This is a genomic window from Hahella sp. HNIBRBA332, assembly GCF_030719035.1.
GTDB lineage: Bacteria > Pseudomonadota > Gammaproteobacteria > Pseudomonadales > Oleiphilaceae > Hahella.
Genome location: NZ_CP132203.1, coordinates 1,665,855 through 1,685,976, shown reverse-complemented (window position 1 = coordinate 1,685,976; position 20,122 = coordinate 1,665,855). Strand labels below are relative to the sequence as shown.

Genomic DNA, 20,122 nt, shown 5'->3' with positions numbered 1-20,122 from the left:
CCTAGCTCCCCTTAATGGTAATCTTGCCGCGGACACCACTGGGCTCTTTGATCGCAGAGCCGATGTCCACCTGATATCCGGATTGCACCAGCGCCTGCTTGTAGCGATCCAGCTGGTCCAAAGAGGGAGCTTTCACTTCCACCGCGAGCTCGCCGCGCTGGTTACTGAACTGAAGGTTGTTGAAGCCCATATTCTGCTTGCCAGGCTGCACGGACAATTGATAGCCCGCCTCTCCCAGCAGTTGTAAAAAGCCTCCGCCGCCAGTATTGCTGGCGTTACGCAGCTTGCCTTCCATCTGCCGCTTCGGGCTGCTCACATTTTTCTCATTGGGATACAGCGAGCGGTACAATTTGACCATCTGCTGTTCATACTCTTCGGCTTGCTTCTGGTACATGAACCCTTGCGTCAGATCCAGGCCAACCTGAATGGCGAACCATCCCGCCGCCACCGCCGCCACAGGCCACCATTTGCCGATGCCGGACGAGCCGCGGTTTTCCTTGATCGCATATGAACCCTGGCATAGGTTCGCGGCATGGCTGGTGTTGAAAAATGACTCGCACAATAAATCGAAAGAAGATACGGAAAATGACTCGATCTGCACGATAGCGCCATCAACGTGCTCTATCTGCGCCAACAAAACGCCAAGGCTTTCTTTCTGCTCTTCAGGCGTCAGAACGCGAATATTCCAAGCAGGCGCATCGCCCTCCAGCTCGGATTCGGATGAAACACGGTTGCGCGCGCAAATCTCCAGAAAAGGCAACAGGTTTTCATGATGGGTGCGCATGCACACCAACCCAGGCTGGAACAGCAACACCTCATCGCCGTCAAACAGCACCGTTAACGCGCCCTCTTCACCCGGGCACATTTGCGCATCCACGTACATGCCGTGCAATGGAAACTCCAACGCGTTGGCGGCGTCGAACCAGCGATCCATCCTTTCCCGACGGATGACCAGCACCGGATATTCTTCCTTGCCGATACGCTCGCCGGTCACCAAATGCATGGACTCAACGTCTTCCGCGATGGCTTCTTCAATGGCGAAAGGCAACGCCTGCTGCACATAGCGCGCCTGTTTGGCGGCCACGTGGGCGACCGTGAAGGTAAAATGAGAGGCTGGCGCCACATATTGCACCCAGACATCCTGCAGGTCATGCTGGGCCACCAACTGCATCAGTTCTTCGGCGTCGTCAGCCCTTCCGGAACCGATCCGCTCGCCCGTATAACTATACAACGCCCATTCCAGCGCTGTGGCGGCGGCTTGGGTGACCGGAATCGGTCTAACAAATAACTTGATGGTCATAATTCACACATTTAATTATTTTCTTCCGAACAGTCCCGCGACGGAAAGCCAGAAACTGATCCTGTCCTTATTTGGGAACATACACTTCCTTGGTAATGTCTTCTTTCTTACCAAAATCCCGTCGCAAAACGCTGGTGTTACCTTCTTCAGCGTCACGATGAATTATAGATATTAACCGCGTTGTCCGTTCATTAAAAATAGCGCGCAAGGTCGCTTGAAAATACTCGCTATTCACTTGAAACAATTTCTTGGGTATATCCTTCTTGCCCGCTAACTCGGCCAAAGAAAGAAACTGATTCACGTCAGCGAAATGCCCTTCCTCTTTACGAATGTCGACGATCTTATCCGCAGTCTGTTTATCCAGCCCGGGAATGTACGCCATCAACACTTCCGCCGGCGCGGTGTTCACATTGAGCATGCCGGAGCTGTTAGGCAGTATCGCCACAAACTTTTTAAGCTCTTTATAAGTCGCCGCGTCCATGCCGTCGATCAGCCAAAATTCCGATATATCATTGAAATACGAATTTGCGGCGCGATATGGCGGCTTTTTGAGCAGATAGGTTTCTTCTTCCGCACCTTTGAGCTGATAGATCTGATCGTCCACATCAATCCAATCTACGAACTTCTCCGCCGTCACATCCGGATTGATGTTTTTTAATGAGCTCAACAAGCGCTCAAACTGCTGCACCGCTTCTTTGTTGACTGCGCTGGCGCCGTTTTTATTGGTCACCAGACTATTGATATTGAAGCGCCCCATGAGATCGTCGATTTGCCCCTGAATGCCGACATTGGTGTCGATAGGGATTTGAATCGCGTACTGCCCCCAAGGCTCATCGGTGTTATCGACCTCATGGTCCACCATTTTGTTGGCTTTCTTATCCTGGGCGAAATCCTCACGCAGAATGGTTCTGGCGTAGGTTTCCGCCGCCAGGGCGTACATCTTCGCCTGATCCTGCTCCAGAATATTGGAAGTGCGGCGGATATCCAGATAATGAATGTTGAAGAGGCCGGCCACCAACACCATCACCAGCGCGACGATGAAGATAACAATGAGCGCCGCCATGCCGGACTGTTTGTGCAGCCCGCTATTTCCACCACTAACCACGACCGCTACCTGAGCCGCCGTTACTATTGGGATCTGGTTTATCGCCGCCGGAATTATTACCGCCGCTGCCGCCTCCAGAATTGCCGCCATTACCACCGCCATTGGTGGAATCTTTAATCTCAGCCCAACCCGCCACCTGATAAATACGGCGAATGCCGCCGAACTGTTCGTGATCCAAGGTAATTTCCAGCGCCTTAGGCACTTTCAAATAGGCGGGCTCGTTCTGATTGGTCAGCATGTCTTCCGTCGGCCATTCGTTATGCCACTGATTGTCCTTGTCCATAAACCTGAACTTCACGGACTTAACATGCGTCAGCAGACGCTGCTTCAAGGGCTGAGAGTCCTGCGCCCGATCCATAACCTCCCAGTACTCCCGATACAACGTATTCTCCTCCAGCTCATAGGAAACCCGCTGCAAATTACTGCGACGACTGATTTCCTCTTCATCTTCCGTGATCAGCTCAAGCAGGTCGTTGGTGTCACGCCAGCCGGTGCGGGAGAATTCGATCAGTTTCAGCGCATTCAGATTGGTGACGGAATAAAACTCATCGCCATATTCTCCGCGCACGCTACGGGCCACAATCTGACCGAGATCCGCCTCCAGCACACGCTGCGCCTTTTGAATCTCTCCCAAAGACTTACTCTTGGCTTCCAAGTTTTCTTTATTACGTATCCCCTGCCCCAAAAACTGAAATGCGGCCGTGCCGATTATCGCGGTGATAGTGACGGCGATCAGCACCTCCAGCAGAGTAAAGCCTTGTTCCCGAGAGCGGGCTTTCACGACAGCAGGCTTAGATGACATGACTGCAGGAGACATCAGGAGTTATTACCTATAAACGAGGTGACCGAGATAATCTGCCTTTCCGACAGGTTCGCCGTATCGGCGATCAGGACCTGAATTTCCACTTTTCTCATCTGGGGGTTCGGCGTCGCGATGACTTTTTCAACAACGCGCCACGTACGGCTTGCGTACTCTACCGTTTTCTTCTTTTCGCCAACGGCGGGGAAGTTTTCCGCAATCGCGAGCTCTGTATACTCATTGTCAGCGATCCAGGCGGCGAAGGTTTTTAGCTCCAACTGCTCCGTCTGCCTCACAATCTGCGTCATACCACGCACCAACGCGGCGACGCTGATCGAAAAAATGAGCAACGCCACCAGCACTTCCAGTAACGTAAAGCCTTTTGCGCGACTTTGCGGCGATCGGCGCAACGGTTTAGGCATCTTCATCATCCGCCGGTCCTTTCATTTCAAATCCATTCAGGCCATCGGACTTGATGATGAACTTAATTTCTTCATTGCTTTTCAGCTTCAGCTCGATATTAACCGGAGTGTTTTCTCCGCTGGACAAAAACAGGATTTGAGGGAGGAACTTCTTGTCTTTGTCGTCCTTCTTGTCTTTCTTGCCTTCATCCTTGTTTTTCAGCTCAATTTCCTTGTTCTTTTTGTCAAAGTCCAAGACCAACCATTCTGGCAGTTCTCTTTCTTTCAAAAACTCCTGCGGCAACTCGATCCAGGCGAGCGCCGTATCGTCAAACCCCATGAAGGCATAACCATCATCGTCAAGACGCAGCCCGATATCCACATTCTGAAAAATGGCTTCATCGGAGGTCATCTGCATGATGGCCAGAAGTTTTCTGGCCTCATTCTCCAACTCTCTGCGCTCACGATTGCCACTGACCACCAACGTGACCATGCCGACCATTACCGAGATAATGACCAGCACGACCAGTATTTCAATCAGCGTAAAACCTTTGTGAGCGCGCTTCATAATGTCTCTTTCCAATCGCCGCTCCAAATACAGGGACGGCGCACCGGTTATTTATCCCAGCTGGTGATATCAGCGTCGTAACCTTCGCCGCCTTCTTTACCGTCAGCGCCCAATGAATACAGGTCAAAAGCGCCGTGGGTGCCAGGAGAAATATAAACGAACTCTCTCTGCCAGCCGTCGACGGGCAGTTTGTCGATATAGCCTTCTGGGTTCCAGTTTTTAGCCTCAGGGAAACCGGACGGTTTGTTCACCAGCGCTTCGATGCCCTGCTCACTGCTGGGATAATTGTAGTTATCCAGCTTGTACATATTCAGAGCATTGCTGATGGTTTTGATGTTGGTTTGCGTGGTCGTCACTTTGGCCTGGTCAGCGCGCCCCAAAATCTTGGGCGCTACAGCCGCCACCAGCAATCCAAGGATAACCAATACAACCATGATTTCGATCAGGGTGAAGCCCTGTACGGATTTCCTGGTTTTGAATGACGCTTTAGGTTTCATTTTTTCCCTCTGTAACATTACTTCTTTTATTGATGTGTATTTTAACCAACCAGATCGCTCATGCTCAAAATCGGCAACATGATCGCCATAACGATGATCAGTACGACGCCGCCCATGACTAGAAGCATCAAGGGCTCGAACAGTCCAACCATCGTTGCGATGCGGCTTTGCAGATCGTTTTCCTGGCTGCTGGCGGTCCTTTCCAGCATTTCCCCCAATTCGCCGCTGGCCTCGCCGCTGGCGATCATATGAATCATCATCGGCGGAAAATAACCGGTCTGCTCCAGGCACTTGTACAGACTGCCGCCTTCCCGCACTTTCTGCGCCGCTTCGGCGACCCGTAGTTTCAGCCATTGATTGCTCAACACCTCGCCAGCGATGCGCATGGCGTCAACCAGCGGCACGCCGCTGCTGTTGAGTATGCTGAGCGTACTGGCGAACCGGGCGGTATTAATTCCCCGCGACATCTTTGCGGTGAAGGGAAGGTGCAGCAATTGCCGATGCACCTGAAGTCGGAAACCTTCTTTTTTCATTGCATAGGTGAAAGAGAAGAAGGCGATGACCAGAGCGGCCACGATAAGCAACGCATAGTTTGCGACAAAATCGCTCAGCGCCAGGATAACCTGAGTTAAAGCCGGTAACGCCTGCCCTTTACTGACAAACACTTTGATGATGTCAGGCACCACGTAACCCAGCAGGAAACCGACTATGCCGAACGCCACGAATGTGAGGATAATAGGGTAAATGGCGGCGAGTTGGATTTTTTGCCGGCTCATCTGCCGCTGTTCGGTGTAATCCGCCAAACGATTGAGCACCAGATCCAGGTGACCAGCGTGCTCCCCGGCCGCTACCGTTGAACGATAAAGTTCAGGAAACGCACTGGGAAACTCGCTAAGACTATCCGCCAGAGAATACCCCTCCAGCACCTTGGCCCGCACCGCCAGCATCATACTTCTGACTTTGGCTTTTTCACTTTGCGAGGCCACCGCGCTCAGGGTCTCCTCCACGGGGATGCCGGACTGGATCAAAGTAGCGATCTGGCGGGTCAACAATGCAAGGTCCGCAGCGCCCAATCGGCTTCCGCGAGGACGAAAGCCTCCGCCTCCGCCATTTTTATTGCTTTGCTTTTCAGACGCCTGGGTGACTTCCAGAGGCGTCCATCCTTTATCACGAATCTGCTGCCTGACCTGACGGGCGCTGTCCGCTTCAAGAACGCCTTTTTGCGGACGCCCCTTTTGGTCCAGGGCTTTAAAATCAAATGCTGCCATATGCGGTAATACTGTATGTTTTAGACTGCCGTTCGGAAGTATGCGCCTGCCGCCAAACCTTTTTTAAATCGCCTTCGCGCATTACTCCCGGTGAGTTACCCGCACCACCTCCTCGACGGAGGTCAGGCCCTTCAATACTTTAGCTATGCCGTCCGCATGAATGCTCGGGCCACGCTTGCGAGCGCAGGCCTCCAGCTCCATTTCGCCGGCTTGCTTGTGCACCAGATGACGAAGCTCTTCATCGACCTCAATAACTTCGTAAATACCCAACCGCCCCCGATAGCCAAGGTGGTTACAGTCTGCACAGCCTTTCGCATGATAGATTTGCTGCGGGTTTTGCGGGTCAATGCCGAGGAACTCGCAAACCTCGTCGTCCGGCGTGTACGCCTCTTTGCACTGATCGCACAATACGCGCACCAGACGCTGGGCTATTACGCCGATCAAACTTGAAGATATCAAAAAAGGCTCCACGCCCATATCCATCAAACGGGTTACAGCGCCCACCGCGCTGTTGGTGTGAAGGGTGGACAACACCAAGTGTCCCGTCAAACTCGCCTGAACTGCGATTTCGGCTGTCTCCAAGTCCCGGATCTCACCAATCATCACCACGTCCGGGTCCTGACGCAGGATGGCGCGCAGGCCGCGTGCAAAGGTCATATCGACTTTGGTGTTGACCTGAGTCTGGCCAATGCCCGGCAGGTTGTATTCAATAGGATCCTCAACCGTCAAAATGTTACGGCTGCGATCATTAATTTCAGACAGCCCCGCATACAAACTAGTGGTTTTACCGGAGCCCGTAGGCCCCGTCACCAGAATAATGCCGTGAGGACGATGAATCAGTTTTTTGATCAGTTTGAAATCGCGATCGGCCATGCCGAGCTTTTCCAGTTTCAATCTGCCCGCTTGTTTGTCCAACAAACGTAGTACGATACGCTCGCCGTTGGCGGAAGGCATGGTGGACACCCGGATATCCACTTCTTTACCGGCTACGCGCAGGGAAATCCGGCCGTCCTGAGGAATTCTTTTTTCCGCGATGTCCAATCTGGACATAACCTTGATACGAGACACCAGCAGCGGCGCCAACGCCCGCTTGGGTTTAACCATCTCTCTCAACACACCGTCCACGCGGAAGCGCACGACGAGGTCTTTCTCAAAGGTTTCTATGTGAATATCCGAAGCGTTGGTTTTAACTGCTTCCGTCAGAATGGCGTTGATCAGGCGGATGATAGGCGCGTCGTCTTCCTGTTCCAACAGGTCTTCCGTTTCTGGAACGGAGTCCGCCAGGCTGGCCAGGTCCATATCGTCGCCCAGGCCCTCCACCATTTGCATGGCCTCAGTGGAGTCATTCTGGTAGGCCTTCGCCAAACCATCCTCAAAAGCGGCGTCTTCTATCACTTCAAAGCGGCATTTACCTTCGACATATCGATTTACTTCCGCAAATATTTGCGGCTTCAGCGACTCTTTGTAATAAACAATTTGACCGTGATTCTGATCCGGCTGACCGACGAACACGCCATGGCGCTTGGCGAATGAAAACGGCAGGCGGTAATAGAACCGCGGCTGATCCTCCTGATCTTCGGAATCGTCCGTCAATACTGGGATCGCGTCTTCAGTTGCTTCGAGTTGGCGCTCGTCCATATCTAACCTTTAGTCTATTGTAAACATTGTCATTCCGGCTTACGCTCAGGCCATACATGGAAGCCGGGAAGGTTTGAGAATCTACTTTATCTTTTCAAGAGATTCCAGACTACCTGGTCTCATTTCATTTATAGTTAATTATATGTAATAAAGGCCATTAAATACCCGTTTTTAGTATATTTTTGAGAATTCCGGGCTTTTCTTTTAAAGCTGCTACAGCAAAAATACCGGGCACAGAATTACTTAACCGGGATAATGGTCGCACATAATAAAAAGCGAGCCATTAGAACACCGAGACAGATTCATCGTGAATAAAGACAAACTACTCAATTCCGCCCCCTCCATTACGGCGTCGCTACTGTTGATCGCCGCTACCGCGACGGTTGGTTGGCGCGGTTATCAGTTCTGGCTCGACTACAACACCAAGAAGGAAATTGTAGTCAAGGCGGCGCCAGCAACTCAGGTCAAACAGGAACGCACCGTTCAACAGTTGGCGCCCCTCAATCTGTTCGGCAAAAACGAACCCGTCGCTCAGAAAAAAGAGACGGAAGATCTACCGCCCACCAACCTCCGCCTGACTTTGCGGGGCGTAGCAGCCACCAATCTTGAAAAAGGCGAGTCCGGCGGCGCATTGATTGAAGGACCGGATCGCAACACCGACTTCTTCCGCGTGGGCGAAAACATGCCCGGCAACGCAACGCTACATTCCGTCTACGCCAACCGCGTGGTCATCGATCGCCGCGGCAGCCTGGAGAATCTGTTCTTCCCTGAAGAATCCAGCTCCGGCGCCAGCATAGAAACCTACGCCAGCGTTTCCCGCGACGACGCTCCTGACTATTCTGAGCCCGCTTACGAGGAACCCGTCTACGAAGAGCCGCAGTATCAAGAGCCTGAGTACCCGGAGCCTCAATACGAAGAACCCAAGTATGAGCAACCTGACAGCGGCGGCGAACCTGTTCCAGTCGTAGACGCACCTCATGATGACGGCTCTCAGCAGGCGATTTCAGAGCCCGCCTATCAGGAAGAACCGACTTACGCTATCGATCAGCCGCCAGAGGAGTTTTCCGAGCCTTCCAGCGACAACAGTTCGGAGCTGAGCGAAATGGATGAGCAACGTCGTCAGGAAATTCGTGATCGACTACAAAAATTGCGCGAACAAATCCGGCAAAAGAATAACGGTTAATCACGCTCAATTTTAAGCGTCGAAACGTCAATATCGTTCCGGCGCTTCCTCCCTTTTCCCTGGATCAACGATTTCTAGTTCTTACTTGTCCAGAACCCGATCCTCTCAGGACAATTCGTTTTATTTTCCTTGTATTTAAACCACTTAGGGCCAGCCCCAGAATTCACCTTTCCTTACACAGTTTTACAAAACTCATCCAGTCATATTTCAGATTAATTCCTATACTTAAACTCATAAACATAACTATGACTCCGGTCCATCAACCGGCATTAACTATACCAACGACATCGACGACGGGACGCCCCACCTATGCAGTGGACAAGAAAATTGCGTGTCAAAACAGCCATCACCCTGTTTTCATGCTGGGCTCTTGTTGCGTCCGCCGCCTTCGAAATCAGCCAGCAGATTCTGACTCACGTCGAACGCGAATACGGCGGTTCCGCCCGCGAGCGTCTGGAACGCTGGCAAAAGTTACTCAATACTCCCAAAGACATTCCCGACGAACGTAAGTTAATGATGGTCAACGCCTTCTTTAACGAAACCCAGTTCATTCCGGACATCAAGCACTGGGGCCAGGAAGATTACTGGGCGACGCCCGTTGAGCTGCTGGTCACTAATGGCGGCGACTGTGAAGACTATTCTATCGCCAAGTATTTCGCCTTGCGTGAAATGGGCGTGCCGGACGACAAGCTGCGCATCACCTACGTTAAGGCGTTGAAACTCAATCAGGCGCACATGGTGCTCGCGTACTATCCAGACCAGAGCAAAGAACCACTGATACTGGACAACCTGATTCAGGAAATCCGATCTGGCTCCGAACGCGATGACCTCTACCCCATCTACAGCTTCAATGGCGATGGATTATGGCTGTCCAAGCAACGCGGGCTGGGCAAGCGCGTAGGCCAGGCCAACCGGCTGGATCAGTGGAACGATTTGAACACGCGCATGCTGCAACAGTTGCAGACTCGCCTCTAATCCCAGACCTCGTTCAAGCCAGTACGACTGGCCGCACCTGATTTTTTCGTTTCTCTTTTTCGATCAAGCGCTTTTCCGCTATCACATTATTATTTTGCATCAGCGCCCCTTCTAGCCGCCGGCCCATTTTCTTTTCATTCGCCTCCCCGGGCATCACTTACTGACCGCCTATTCATGGCGACGCATTATAACGTTGACGTAAACGTAAACTTGCTGTAATAATTTTGCTCAATTCAGACAGAGAACGCCCATGACAAAAAACTACAGCATCAGTGACCTGGCGAAGGAGTTCGACGTTACCACAAGGACAATCAGGTTTTACGAAGCGGAAGGGCTGCTCAGCCCGGAACGCCAGGGACAGACCCGCATCTACTCAGAAAAAGACCGCGTTTACCTCAAGCTTATCTTGCGAGGAAAACGACTCGGCTTCTCCCTGGCGGAATCCAAACAAATTATCTGCATGTACGACCCGGACAGCGGCAACCGGGTGCAGCTACAACTGATGCTGAACAAAATTGCGGAAAAAAGAGACATCCTGAAGCAGCAGCTGTCCGATATTCGCCTCATGCAGGAGGAACTGGATGAGGCGGAAGAGCGCTGCCGTCAGGCGCTGGCGGATTTTGGAAAAGACTGACGATGTAAATGCGCGGCGAGCGTGCGTAACAAATCGCGGCAGGCCCTCTTCTGATGACATTGATTCAACGTTAAAAATAACAAAGGAACCATTATGGCCAACCACTATCACTCCCTGAACTTCGGACTGGGTGAAACCCTGGATATGCTGCGTGAACAAGTAGCGGGATTCGCGCAGAAAGAGATCGCCCCCATCGCCGCGCAGGTAGACAAAGATAACGCGTTCCCCAATCAACTGTGGCCTCGCCTGGGAGAAATGGGCCTGCTGGGCGTTACCGTCAGCGAAGAATTCGGCGGCGCGGATCTGGGTTATCTGGCCCATGTCCTGGCCATGGAGGAAATCAGCCGTGCATCCGCTTCCATCGCGCTCAGCTACGGAGCCCACTCCAACCTGTGCGTCAACCAGATTTACCGTAACGGCACGCCGGAGCAAAGACAGAAGTACCTGCCTAAACTGATCTCCGGCGAACACATCGGCGCCCTCGCCATGAGCGAGCCCAACGCCGGCAGTGATGTCGTCAGCATGAAATTGCAGGCGGTAAAAAAAGGCGACAAATATGTGTTGAACGGCGCCAAAATGTGGATCACCAACGGCCCCGACGCGCACACTTACGTCATCTACGCCAAGACAGACGTTCAGGCCGGCCCCAGAGGCATCACCGCGTTCATCGTGGAGCGCGATTACCCCGGCTTCTCCCGCTCCCCCAAACTCGACAAACTGGGCATGCGCGGCTCCAACACCTGTGAACTGGTGTTCGATAATTGTGAAGTGCCGGAAGAAAATATTCTCGGCGGCCTCAACCAGGGCGTGAAAGTCTTGATGAGCGGCCTGGACTACGAACGCGTCGTACTGGCCGCCGGCCCTATCGGCATCATGCAGGCCTGTATGGATGTCGTCGTTCCCTACATCCATGAGCGCGAGCAGTTCGGCCAGGCCATCGGCCAGTTCCAGCTCATTCAGGGCAAAGTGGCGGATATGTACACCACACTGAATGCCTGCCGCGCATACCTCTACGCCGTCGCCGCCGCTTGTGACCGTGGCGAAACCACGCGTAAGGACGCCGCTGGCGTAATTCTGTACTGCGCGGAAAAAGCCACCCAGATGGCCCTTGACGCCATTCAGATCCTCGGAGGCAACGGCTACATCAACGAATACGCCACCGGCAGACTGCTGCGCGACGCCAAACTGTACGAGATCGGCGCCGGCACCTCTGAGATCCGCAGAATGCTGATCGGCCGCGAACTGTTCGAGGAGTCCCGGTAGCCTTCGGCTTCCGGTTCGCCGCAAGGAATCCAAACAACCACCCAGCAAGACAGGACGAAGCTATGGCTGTTCTGAAATCCCAAACATCCACCGACAGCGAAAGCTATCAAAGCCAATACGCGGCGATGAGCAAACTGGTGGATGATCTGAAGACTGAAATCAGTTTTATCGAACAAGGCGGCGGCCACGCCGCTCAGGAAAAGCAGCGCGCAAAAGGAAAGTTGCTGCCCCGTGAGCGCGTCGCCAAATTGCTCGACCCCGGTTCTCCGTTTCTTGAAATCGGCCAATTCGCCGCCTACAACGTCTACGAAGACAATGTGCCCGCCGCCGGCGTCATTGCCGGAATCGGACGGGTCGAGGGCGTCGAATGCATGATTGTCGCCAACGACTCGACAGTCAAAGGCGGCACCTACTACCCGCTGACGGTGAAGAAGCATATCCGCGCCCAGACCATTGCAGAAGAGAACAACCTGCCCTGCATCTATCTGGTGGATTCCGGCGGCGCCAACCTGCCACAGCAGGATGAAGTCTTCCCCGACAAAGAAGACTTCGGGCACATTTTCTATCGTCAGGCGCGCATGTCCGCCCAAGGCATTCCACAAATCGCCGTGGTGATGGGTCTCTGCACCGCCGGCGGCGCCTATGTGCCCGCGATGGCGGACGAAGCCATCATGGTGAAAGGACAAAGCTCCATCTTTCTGGCGGGACCACCTTTGGTGAAAGCCGCCACCGGCGAGGAAGTCAGCGCCGAGGACCTGGGCGGCGCAGACGTTCATTGCCGTATCTCCGGGGTGGCGGACCATTACGCTCAAGACGAGTTCCACGCCCTCTTGCTGGCCAGACAAGCGGTTAAACGCCTCAACCGCAAGAAAACTGTCACCATGGACATCCAGACGCCTGTAGAGCCGCTCTATCCCGCTCAACAGCTGCGCGGCGTCGTCCCCACTGATCTGCGTACGCCTTATGACGTGCATGAAGTCATCGCCAGACTGGTGGACGGCTCTGAATTCGATGAGTTCAAGGCGCTCTATGGCGCAACGCTGGTGTGCGGTTTCGCCCGCATCAACGGCTATCCCGTAGGCATCATCGCCAACAATGGCATTTTATTTAGCGAGTCCGCCGTCAAAGGCGCTCACTTTATTGAACTGTGCTGCCAGCGCAAAATTCCTCTGGTGTTCCTGCAGAACATCACCGGCTTCATGGTGGGCAAGCAGTACGAAGAAGGCGGCATCGCCAAAAACGGCGCCAAGCTGGTCACGGCAGTCGCCTGCGCGGAAGTGCCCAAATTCACCATTATCATTGGCGGCAGTTTCGGCGCCGGCAACTACGGCATGTGCGGCCGCGGTTACAACCCCCGTTTTCTGTGGATGTGGCCGAACGCGCGCATCGCGGTAATGGGCGGCGAGCAGGCGGCGGGCGTGCTGGCGCAGGTGCGCGAGGACAATCTACGCCGCAAAGGCGCACTGTGGACCGAAGAAGAGAAGCAGGCGTTTAAGGCCCCCACAATTCAGCAGTTCAACGAGCAGTCACATCCCTATTACGCCTCCGCGCGCTTGTGGGACGACGGCATCATCGACCCGGCGGACACCCGCATGGTGTTGAGCCTGGCGCTTTCCGCCGCGTTGAACGCCCCGATTAAAGACAGCAAATTCGGCGTGTTCCGCATGTAGGCGCGACAAGGACTTCACATGACGCCAACTCAGCCGACCACCAGACCAACAAGAGAGGTTACGCCGTGTCAGAACCCGTTTTATACCGCGTAAATCAGGGTGTTGCGGAAATAGTATTAAACCGGCCCGAAAAGCATAACGCCTTTAACGCCGATGTTATTCAATCCCTGAATGAAATGATCGATGAAACCGCCAACGACAGCGCCGTTCGCATGGTCGTCCTGCGCAGCGAAGGCAAGCATTTCTCCGCCGGCGCCGACCTGGAATGGATGCGCGCCAACGCCCAAGCGGACCATCAGGCCAATCTGGATGACGCAGCCGAACTGGCCAGACTCATGCGCGGCCTCTTTGAGCTACCCAAACCGACTATCGCCCGGGTGCAAGGCAGCGCCTTCGGCGGCGCCCTGGGTCTGATCAGCTGCTGCGACATCGCCATCGCCAGCGCGCGCAGCAAGTTCTGTCTCAGCGAAGTGAAACTGGGCATTCTGCCTGCGGTGATCAGCCCCTACGTACTGAGAGCCATCGGTCCCCGCGCCATGCAGCGCTATACTCTTACCGCTGAGCTGTTCGACGCCAAAGAGGCGCTACGCCTTGGTCTGATCCACGAAATCGTCGAAGAGACCAACCTGGATGCGGAAGTGGAGCTTTTTGCCCGCCTGTTCAAACAGAACGGTCCCAATGCCCTGTCCCGCGCCAAAGAGTTGTTGCGCCGGATCGAGGCTGGCCCCATTGACGACGCGGTGATCGATTACACCACTCGCGCTATTGCCGACGTTCGCGTTTCTTCCGAAGGACAGGAAGGGCTCAGCGCATTCCTGGAGAAACGCCCCGCCGCGTGGACCCTTGCTGATGGAGCCGCCGAACATGATTGAGACGCTACTGATCGCCAACCGCGGCGAGATCGCCAGCCGTATTATCCGCACCGCCAGCCGCATGGGCGTGCGCACGATCGCCGTGTACGCCGACGTGGACCGTAACATGCCATTCGTGCAGGAGGCCGACGAGGCCTACCCTCTACACGGGGTGACGGCGACAGAGACCTACCTGAATCAGGACAAAATCATCGCCGTTGCGAAAAAATGCCGCGCCGATGCGATCCATCCCGGTTATGGCTTTCTGTCGGAGAACGCGACCTTCGCCGCGCTGTGCGCAAAGGAGTCGCTGATTTTCATAGGTCCTCCCGCCAAGGCCATTGACGCCATGGGGGACAAGGCCCGCGCCAAGCATCTGATGGAGCAGGCCAGTGTCCCTCTGATCCCCGGCTATCACGGCGAAGATCAAAACGTTGACGTTCTGCGCGCCCAGGCCGAGGTTGTCGGCTACCCGGTGCTGCTTAAAGCCAGCGCAGGCGGCGGCGGCAAAGGTATGCGCGCCGTGCGCGCACCCTCTGAATTCGATGAACAATTGGCCTCCGCCCAGCGTGAGGCGAAAAACGCCTTCGGCGATCAAACCATGCTGATCGAAAAACTGATTGAACAGCCGCGCCACGTCGAGGTACAGATTTTCTTCGACGCCCACGGCGAAGGCGTCTATCTGTTTGACCGCGACTGCTCCATTCAGCGTCGCCATCAGAAGATCATTGAAGAAGCGCCCGCACCTCACCTCGCTGACGCAACCCGGCGCAAAATGGGAGAAACGGCGGTCGCCTGCGGCAAGGCGATCGGCTATGTCGGCGCCGGTACGGTGGAGTTCCTGGTCGACAAAAATGAAAACTTCTACTTCATGGAAATGAACACCCGCCTGCAGGTGGAGCATCCGGTGACGGAAATGATCACGGGTCTCGACTTGGTCGAGTGGCAAATCAAAGTCGCCGGCGGCGAGCCTTTACCGGCGACCCAGGACCGTATTCGCAGCAATGGCTGCGCGATTGAAGCGCGTATTTACGCAGAAGATCCTGAGAATGGTTTTCTGCCCAGCGCCGGCGCCCTACATTTTCTCTCTGCTCCCGCGAGCAGCGAGCACACGCGCATTGATTGTGGCGTCGCAGCGGGCTGCGAAATCTCTCCCTTCTATGACCCGATGATCGCCAAAGTCATCGGCTGGGGCCCATCCCGCGAAATGGCGCGGAGGCGATTAAAAGATGCGCTGGCGGATTTTCTGGTGACCGGCGTCACCACCAACACCGGCTATCTGTGTCGCATCATCAACAGCGACGACTTCGTTCAGGCGCGTTTGACGACCGGCTTTCTGGAAGCCAACCCCGGCCTGGAAAAAGCAGATCGGGAGATCCCTTTCAACACCAAGTGCGCGCTGGCGGCGTTGTACTGGTCAAACCTCAAGGCAGCGCCCAATGCCGCCGATCAGGACCCATTTTCGCCCTGGTCCCAGATCAACAACTGGCGTTTGAATCTGGTGGAAGCCTCCGAATATGAGTTCTGGCTCAACGGCGAATCATTTTCCCTGCTACTTGAACAACATCATGACCAGTTAAAAATTGGCGATGGACAACACTGGGCGGACGTCAGCTTTAATCGCAACCACTCTCATGTGGACTTGTGGGTGGATGGCGTCAAAAGCTGCTTCCGTTTCGCCATTTCGGAGAGCTGCATCGACCTGTTCAAAGACGGCGCGCACTGGCGCTTCGAGACCCCTGACGATAATACGCTGACGGAACATCATGTGCAGGACGGCGGCTCCCTCAACGCCCCCATGGGCGGCACCATCGTCAAAACCGCCGTGCAAGCGGGCCAGGAAGTGGTCAAAGGCGACATTCTGGTAGTGATGGAAGCCATGAAGATGGAGCACAGCATCCGCGCCCCCGGCGCAGGCACTGTCACGGAAGTGTTATGCAAAGAAGGCGAAGTGGTCACCGCCAACCAGATTCTGGTGGCGTTCGAAGCCAGCGGCGAAGGAGCCTGATATGTCCTCTGAAGTGAACGCCACGCATATCACCGGCGACCCGGATTTTGTTCGCATCGTGGAGGTGGGCCCTCGTGATGGCTTACAGAACGAAAGCAAGCTGCTGAGCGTTGAAGAGAAAGTACATCTCATCAAGGGGCTGATCGATGCAGGCGTAAGTTATATCGAGGCGGGAAGTTTCGTTTCCCCGAAATGGGTGCCGCAAATGGCCAGCTCCGCCGAAGTGATCCAGCAGCTGCCGGAACGCAAAGATGTGGTCTACGCCGCCCTGACGCCAAACCTGAAGGGCATGGAAGCGGCGCTACAGACTCAGATCAACGAAGTGGCGGTATTCACCGCCGCTTCCGAGGCGTTTAACCAGCGCAATATCAACTGCTCCATCCAAGAAAGCATTGAGCGTTTTCAACCGGTATTCGCTTTGGCGCAGGAGCGCAATATCCCCGTACGCGGCTATGTCAGCTGCGTGTTGGGCTGTCCTTATGAGGGACGCATCGAGATATCCCAGGTTCTGAAAACCACTCGACTGCTGCTGGATGCCGGCTGTTACGAAGTGTCTCTGGGAGACACCATCGGCGTCGGCTCCACTCATCAGGTGGCCAACCTGCTGAAAGCCCTGCTGTCCGAAATTCAGAGCGATCGACTGGCGGTGCACTTCCACGACACCTACGGGCAGGCCCTGGCTAACATCGACACCGCCCTTAACCTCGGCATCCGTACGGTCGACGCCTCCGTCGCCGGATTGGGCGGCTGCCCTTACGCCAAAGGCGCCTCCGGCAACGTCGCCACGGAAGATGTGGTGTACATGCTGCACGGCAACGGCTTGAAAACAAACATTGATTTGAATCGCCTCGCCATGGTAGGTAATGAGATTTCCACCCTGCTGGCGCGCAACAACGGCTCCAAAGCCGGCCTGGCGTTGTCGCAGGCGCAATCTTCACAATAAGGATAATATTGGAGTCTTTATGACCGCGCTCCCTTTATGGCGCCCCGGACACGAGCGAATACAACAAGCACGACTCACCGATTTCATTGCATTTTTAAAAACCAGAAAGCTGTCTCCCCCCTCTCACTACGACGCATTACATGCCTGGTCAGTGGACAATAAAGAGGATTTCTGGCTGGCGATATGGGAATACTTTCAAGTCAAAGGCGACCTTGGTGGAGCTCCGTTTCTGCGTCATGCGGATAAAATGCCCGGCGCGCAATGGTTTCCTGAAGCCAAAATCAATTTTGCGGAAAACCTGCTTAAGCATCGCAACGGCAAGCACGGCGGCGAGCCTGCGATTATTGTCAGAGGCGAAGACGGTCGTCGTGAAGAACTCAGCTTCAACGAGCTGTATCGCCAGGTCGCCAAACTGGCGCAATTCCTGAAAGCCCATGGCGTTGGTCCCGGCGATCGCGTCGCCGCATTCATTCCAAACTGCGCCGAAGCGGTTATCGGTATGCTGGCCACCGCCAGTCTGGGTGGAGTCTGGTCTTCCTGCTCCCCCGACTTCGGGCTTAACGGCGTTATTGACCGCTTTGGCCAGATCACTCCCAAACTGTTGATCGCCTGCCGCGGTTATAACTACAACGGCAAAGTGATCGACACCACGGACAGAGTGCGGGACATCGTCGACAAACTCCCCGCTTTGCAAGGGGTGGTATGGGTCAACTATCTGAAAAGCCCAGAAGCGGCGCCGACGGAGTTGTCAGGCATCGCGGCCACCGCTTGGGAAGAAATCGTAAACACGCCGGGAGAGAGCGCCATTGAGTTTGTCCGGCGCGGCTTTTCCGAGCCGCTGTACATCATGTACTCCTCCGGCACCACCGGTCAGCCCAAGTGTATTGTGCATGGCCAGGGCGGCACGCTGTTGCAGCATCTGAAAGAACTGGGATTGCATACCGATCTCAAACCCGGCGACCGCATATTCTATTACACCACCTGCGGCTGGATGATGTGGAACTGGCTGGTGAGCAGTCTGGCGATCGGCGCAACGCTGGTGCTGTATGACGGCTCCCCTTTTCACCCGTCGCCATCTCACCTGTTCGATATCGCCCAGGAAGAGAATATCAACGTGTTCGGGTCCAGCGCCAAATTCTACGCCGCCTGCGAGAAGAATCATCTCAAGCCGGCGCAGACCCACCGCCTGGACAGTCTCAGCGCCATGCTTTCAACCGGCTCCCCGCTGGCTCATGAGAGTTTCGATTACATCTATCGGGACGTGAAAGCAGATGTCTGCCTGAGCAGTATCTCCGGCGGCACCGACATCGTGTCCTGTTTCGCCCTGGGATGCCCCACATTGCCCGTTTACCGGGGGGAGCTACAATGTATCGGTCTGGGCATGGATGTCGAGTTTGTCGACGACTCAGGCCGTTCTCTGACGCAAGGCAAAGGTGAGCTGGTGTGCAAGTCGCCCTTCCCTTCCATGCCGGTCGGATTTTGGAATGACGAGGAGGGCGCGCGCTTCCACAGCGCTTATTTTTCTTCCATCGACAACATCTGGGCCCATGGAGACTACGGCGAATTCATCAGCCATGCGGAAAACGGCGAAGTGGTGCAGAAAGGCGTCATCATTCATGGCCGCTCCGACGCCGTGCTTAATCCTGGCGGCGTGCGCATCGGCACCGCCGAAATCTATCGTCAGGTGGAGAAAATTGAGGAAGTGCTGGAAAGCATCGCCGTCGGACAAGCCTGGGGCGATGACGAGAGGGTTATCTTGTTCGTCAAGACCCGCCCCGGCGTCGATCTAAATGAAGAGTTATGCAGCCGCATCACCCAGACGATTCGCAAGAACACCACGCCCAGACATGTTCCGGCGAAGATCATTCAGATCGCCGACATCCCTCGCACCATCAGCGGCAAGATTGTTGAGCTGGCGGTGAAGAACGTGATTCACGGCAAGGAAGTGAAAAACAAGGACGCGCTCGCCAATCCAGAAGCGTTGGCGTTATTTGAGAATCTTGAAGAACTACGCGGCTAGAACAGCCTGAAGAAAAGATCCCTCCCCGGATTGGGGAGGGAGTATTCATTACTTGGCTTAGAGAACTTTATCCAGTTCAGCTTCCAGTTGCGGCACTGCTTCGAACAAGTCCGCCACCAGACCGTAATCGGCTACCTGGAAGATTGGCGCTTCTTCGTCTTTGTTGATCGCAACGATCACTTTACTGTCGGACATACCCGCCAAATGCTGGATCGCGCCGGAGATACCAACGGCGATATACAGTTGCGGAGCCACGATTTTACCCGTCTGACCCACCTGCATATCGTTGGGAACGAAGCCTGCGTCAACCGCCGCGCGAGATGCGCCAACCGCTGCGCCCAACTTGTCAGCCACTTTATACAGCATTTCGAAGTTGTCGCCGTTCTGCATGCCGCGACCACCGGAAACAACGATGTTCGCGCTGGTCAGTTCAGGACGATCGGACTTGGCCAGTTCTTCTTTCACGAAAGAGGAAATGCCTGCGTCGTGCGCCGCGCCAACGGATTCAACCGCCGCAGAGCCGCCTTCCGCCGCCACCGGGTCGAAACCGGTAGGACGTACAGTGATGACCTTGATCGCATCGGAGGATTGCACCGTCGCAATCGCGTTGCCCGCGTAGATAGGACGCACGAAGGTGTCAGCGGAATCGACGCGGATAATGTCGGAAATCTGAGCCACGTCCAGCAGCGCTGCAACGCGGGGCATGAAGTCCTTACCGGTGGTGCCGGCGGAAGTCAGCACATGGCTGTAGCCTTTACCCAGTTCGGCCACCAGCAAGCCCAGGTTTTCAGCCAGGAAGTGGCCGTAAGCGGCGTTGTCGGCGTGCAGCACTTTCCCTACGCCAGACACTTTGGAAGCCGCTTCAGCGACAGCGCCGCAATCAGCGCCGGCAACCAGAACATGAACGTCTCCGCCGATTTTCTGAGCGGCTGCAATAACGTTCAACGTAGCGGGCTTCAGAACCTTATTATCGTGATCTGCAATTACCAGAATGCTCAT

18 protein-coding genes are annotated in these 20,122 nt (G+C 54.9%); 9 read left to right on the top strand and 9 right to left on the bottom strand.

What is annotated here, in order from left to right:
• Nucleotide 1: 1 nt before the first annotated feature.
• The 8 genes from gspL to gspE form a co-directional block, all read right to left on the bottom strand.
• Nucleotides 2–1,300 (bottom strand): type II secretion system protein GspL, encoded by a 1,299-nt coding sequence (gspL, locus tag O5O45_RS07920; protein WP_305904678.1) that lies wholly within the window; start codon nucleotides 1,298–1,300, stop codon nucleotides 2–4.
• 67 nt (nucleotides 1,301–1,367) lie between these two features.
• Nucleotides 1,368–2,495 carry a type II secretion system minor pseudopilin GspK gene (gene gspK, locus O5O45_RS07915; RefSeq protein ID WP_305904677.1) on the bottom strand — a complete coding sequence of 376 codons (1,128 nt, stop codon included), beginning with the start codon at nucleotides 2,493–2,495 and terminating at the stop codon, nucleotides 1,368–1,370.
• Nucleotides 2,398–3,222 carry a type II secretion system minor pseudopilin GspJ gene (gene gspJ, locus O5O45_RS07910; RefSeq protein WP_305904676.1) on the bottom strand — a complete coding sequence of 275 codons (825 nt, stop codon included), beginning with the start codon at nucleotides 3,220–3,222 and terminating at the stop codon, nucleotides 2,398–2,400. The genes gspK and gspJ overlap by 98 nt, the downstream gene beginning before the upstream one ends.
• Nucleotides 3,222–3,635, bottom strand: coding sequence for a type II secretion system minor pseudopilin GspI (gspI, locus tag O5O45_RS07905; protein WP_305904675.1), 414 nt, complete (start codon nucleotides 3,633–3,635; stop codon nucleotides 3,222–3,224). The genes gspJ and gspI overlap by 1 nt, the downstream gene beginning before the upstream one ends.
• Nucleotides 3,619–4,173 carry a type II secretion system minor pseudopilin GspH gene (gene gspH / locus O5O45_RS07900; RefSeq protein WP_305904674.1) on the bottom strand — a complete coding sequence of 185 codons (555 nt, stop codon included), beginning with the start codon at nucleotides 4,171–4,173 and terminating at the stop codon, nucleotides 3,619–3,621. Before gspH ends, gspI begins: the two co-directional genes overlap by 17 nt.
• A 47-nt stretch (nucleotides 4,174–4,220) precedes the next feature.
• Nucleotides 4,221–4,670 carry a type II secretion system major pseudopilin GspG gene (gspG, locus tag O5O45_RS07895; protein ID WP_305904673.1) on the bottom strand — a complete coding sequence of 150 codons (450 nt, stop codon included), beginning with the start codon at nucleotides 4,668–4,670 and terminating at the stop codon, nucleotides 4,221–4,223.
• Between the two features lie 41 nt (nucleotides 4,671–4,711).
• A complete protein-coding gene (gene gspF / locus O5O45_RS07890) occupies nucleotides 4,712–5,938 on the bottom strand; it encodes a type II secretion system inner membrane protein GspF (RefSeq protein ID WP_011397723.1) in 1,227 nt (408 codons plus the stop codon).
• A gap of 81 nt (nucleotides 5,939–6,019) precedes the next feature.
• Nucleotides 6,020–7,576, bottom strand: a complete 1,557-nt coding sequence (gspE, locus tag O5O45_RS07885; protein ID WP_305904672.1) for a type II secretion system ATPase GspE — start codon at nucleotides 7,574–7,576, stop codon at nucleotides 6,020–6,022.
• 307 nt (nucleotides 7,577–7,883) lie between these two features.
• On the opposite strand from gspE, the gene O5O45_RS07880 reads away from it, so the two are divergent.
• The 9 genes from O5O45_RS07880 (at nucleotide 7,884) to O5O45_RS07840 (ending at nucleotide 19,123) form a co-directional block, all read left to right on the top strand.
• Nucleotides 7,884–8,759 (top strand): type II secretion system protein N, encoded by an 876-nt coding sequence (locus O5O45_RS07880; protein ID WP_305904671.1) that lies wholly within the window; start codon nucleotides 7,884–7,886, stop codon nucleotides 8,757–8,759.
• Nucleotides 8,760–9,068: 309 nt separating this feature from the next.
• Nucleotides 9,069–9,734 (top strand): transglutaminase-like cysteine peptidase, encoded by a 666-nt coding sequence (locus O5O45_RS07875; protein ID WP_305904670.1) that lies wholly within the window; start codon nucleotides 9,069–9,071, stop codon nucleotides 9,732–9,734.
• 250 nt (nucleotides 9,735–9,984) lie between these two features.
• Complete coding sequence (locus O5O45_RS07870; RefSeq protein ID WP_305904669.1) at nucleotides 9,985–10,368, top strand: MerR family transcriptional regulator; 384 nt, start codon at nucleotides 9,985–9,987, stop codon at nucleotides 10,366–10,368.
• A gap of 93 nt (nucleotides 10,369–10,461) precedes the next feature.
• Entirely contained in the window at nucleotides 10,462–11,631 is a 1,170-nt protein-coding gene (locus O5O45_RS07865) for an isovaleryl-CoA dehydrogenase (protein ID WP_305904668.1), read from the top strand.
• A 62-nt stretch (nucleotides 11,632–11,693) separates the two neighbouring features.
• Nucleotides 11,694–13,301 (top strand): carboxyl transferase domain-containing protein, encoded by a 1,608-nt coding sequence (locus O5O45_RS07860; protein ID WP_305904667.1) that lies wholly within the window; start codon nucleotides 11,694–11,696, stop codon nucleotides 13,299–13,301.
• 65 nt (nucleotides 13,302–13,366) lie between these two features.
• The gene (locus tag O5O45_RS07855) at nucleotides 13,367–14,173 is read left to right on the top strand and encodes an enoyl-CoA hydratase-related protein (RefSeq protein ID WP_305904666.1); all 807 of its coding nucleotides are present in this window, start codon (nucleotides 13,367–13,369) and stop codon (nucleotides 14,171–14,173) included.
• Nucleotides 14,166–16,160, top strand: coding sequence for an acetyl-CoA carboxylase biotin carboxylase subunit (locus O5O45_RS07850; protein ID WP_305904665.1), 1,995 nt, complete (start codon nucleotides 14,166–14,168; stop codon nucleotides 16,158–16,160). Before O5O45_RS07855 ends, O5O45_RS07850 begins: the two co-directional genes overlap by 8 nt.
• Nucleotide 16,161: 1 nt before the next feature.
• Complete coding sequence (locus O5O45_RS07845) at nucleotides 16,162–17,103, top strand: hydroxymethylglutaryl-CoA lyase (RefSeq protein ID WP_305904664.1); 942 nt, start codon at nucleotides 16,162–16,164, stop codon at nucleotides 17,101–17,103.
• 19 nt (nucleotides 17,104–17,122) lie between these two features.
• Entirely contained in the window at nucleotides 17,123–19,123 is a 2,001-nt protein-coding gene (locus tag O5O45_RS07840) for an acetoacetate--CoA ligase (protein ID WP_305904663.1), read from the top strand.
• 57 nt (nucleotides 19,124–19,180) lie between these two features.
• On the opposite strand, the gene O5O45_RS07835 is transcribed toward O5O45_RS07840, so the two are convergent.
• Entirely contained in the window at nucleotides 19,181–20,122 is a 942-nt protein-coding gene (locus O5O45_RS07835; RefSeq protein ID WP_305904662.1) for an electron transfer flavoprotein subunit alpha/FixB family protein, read from the bottom strand.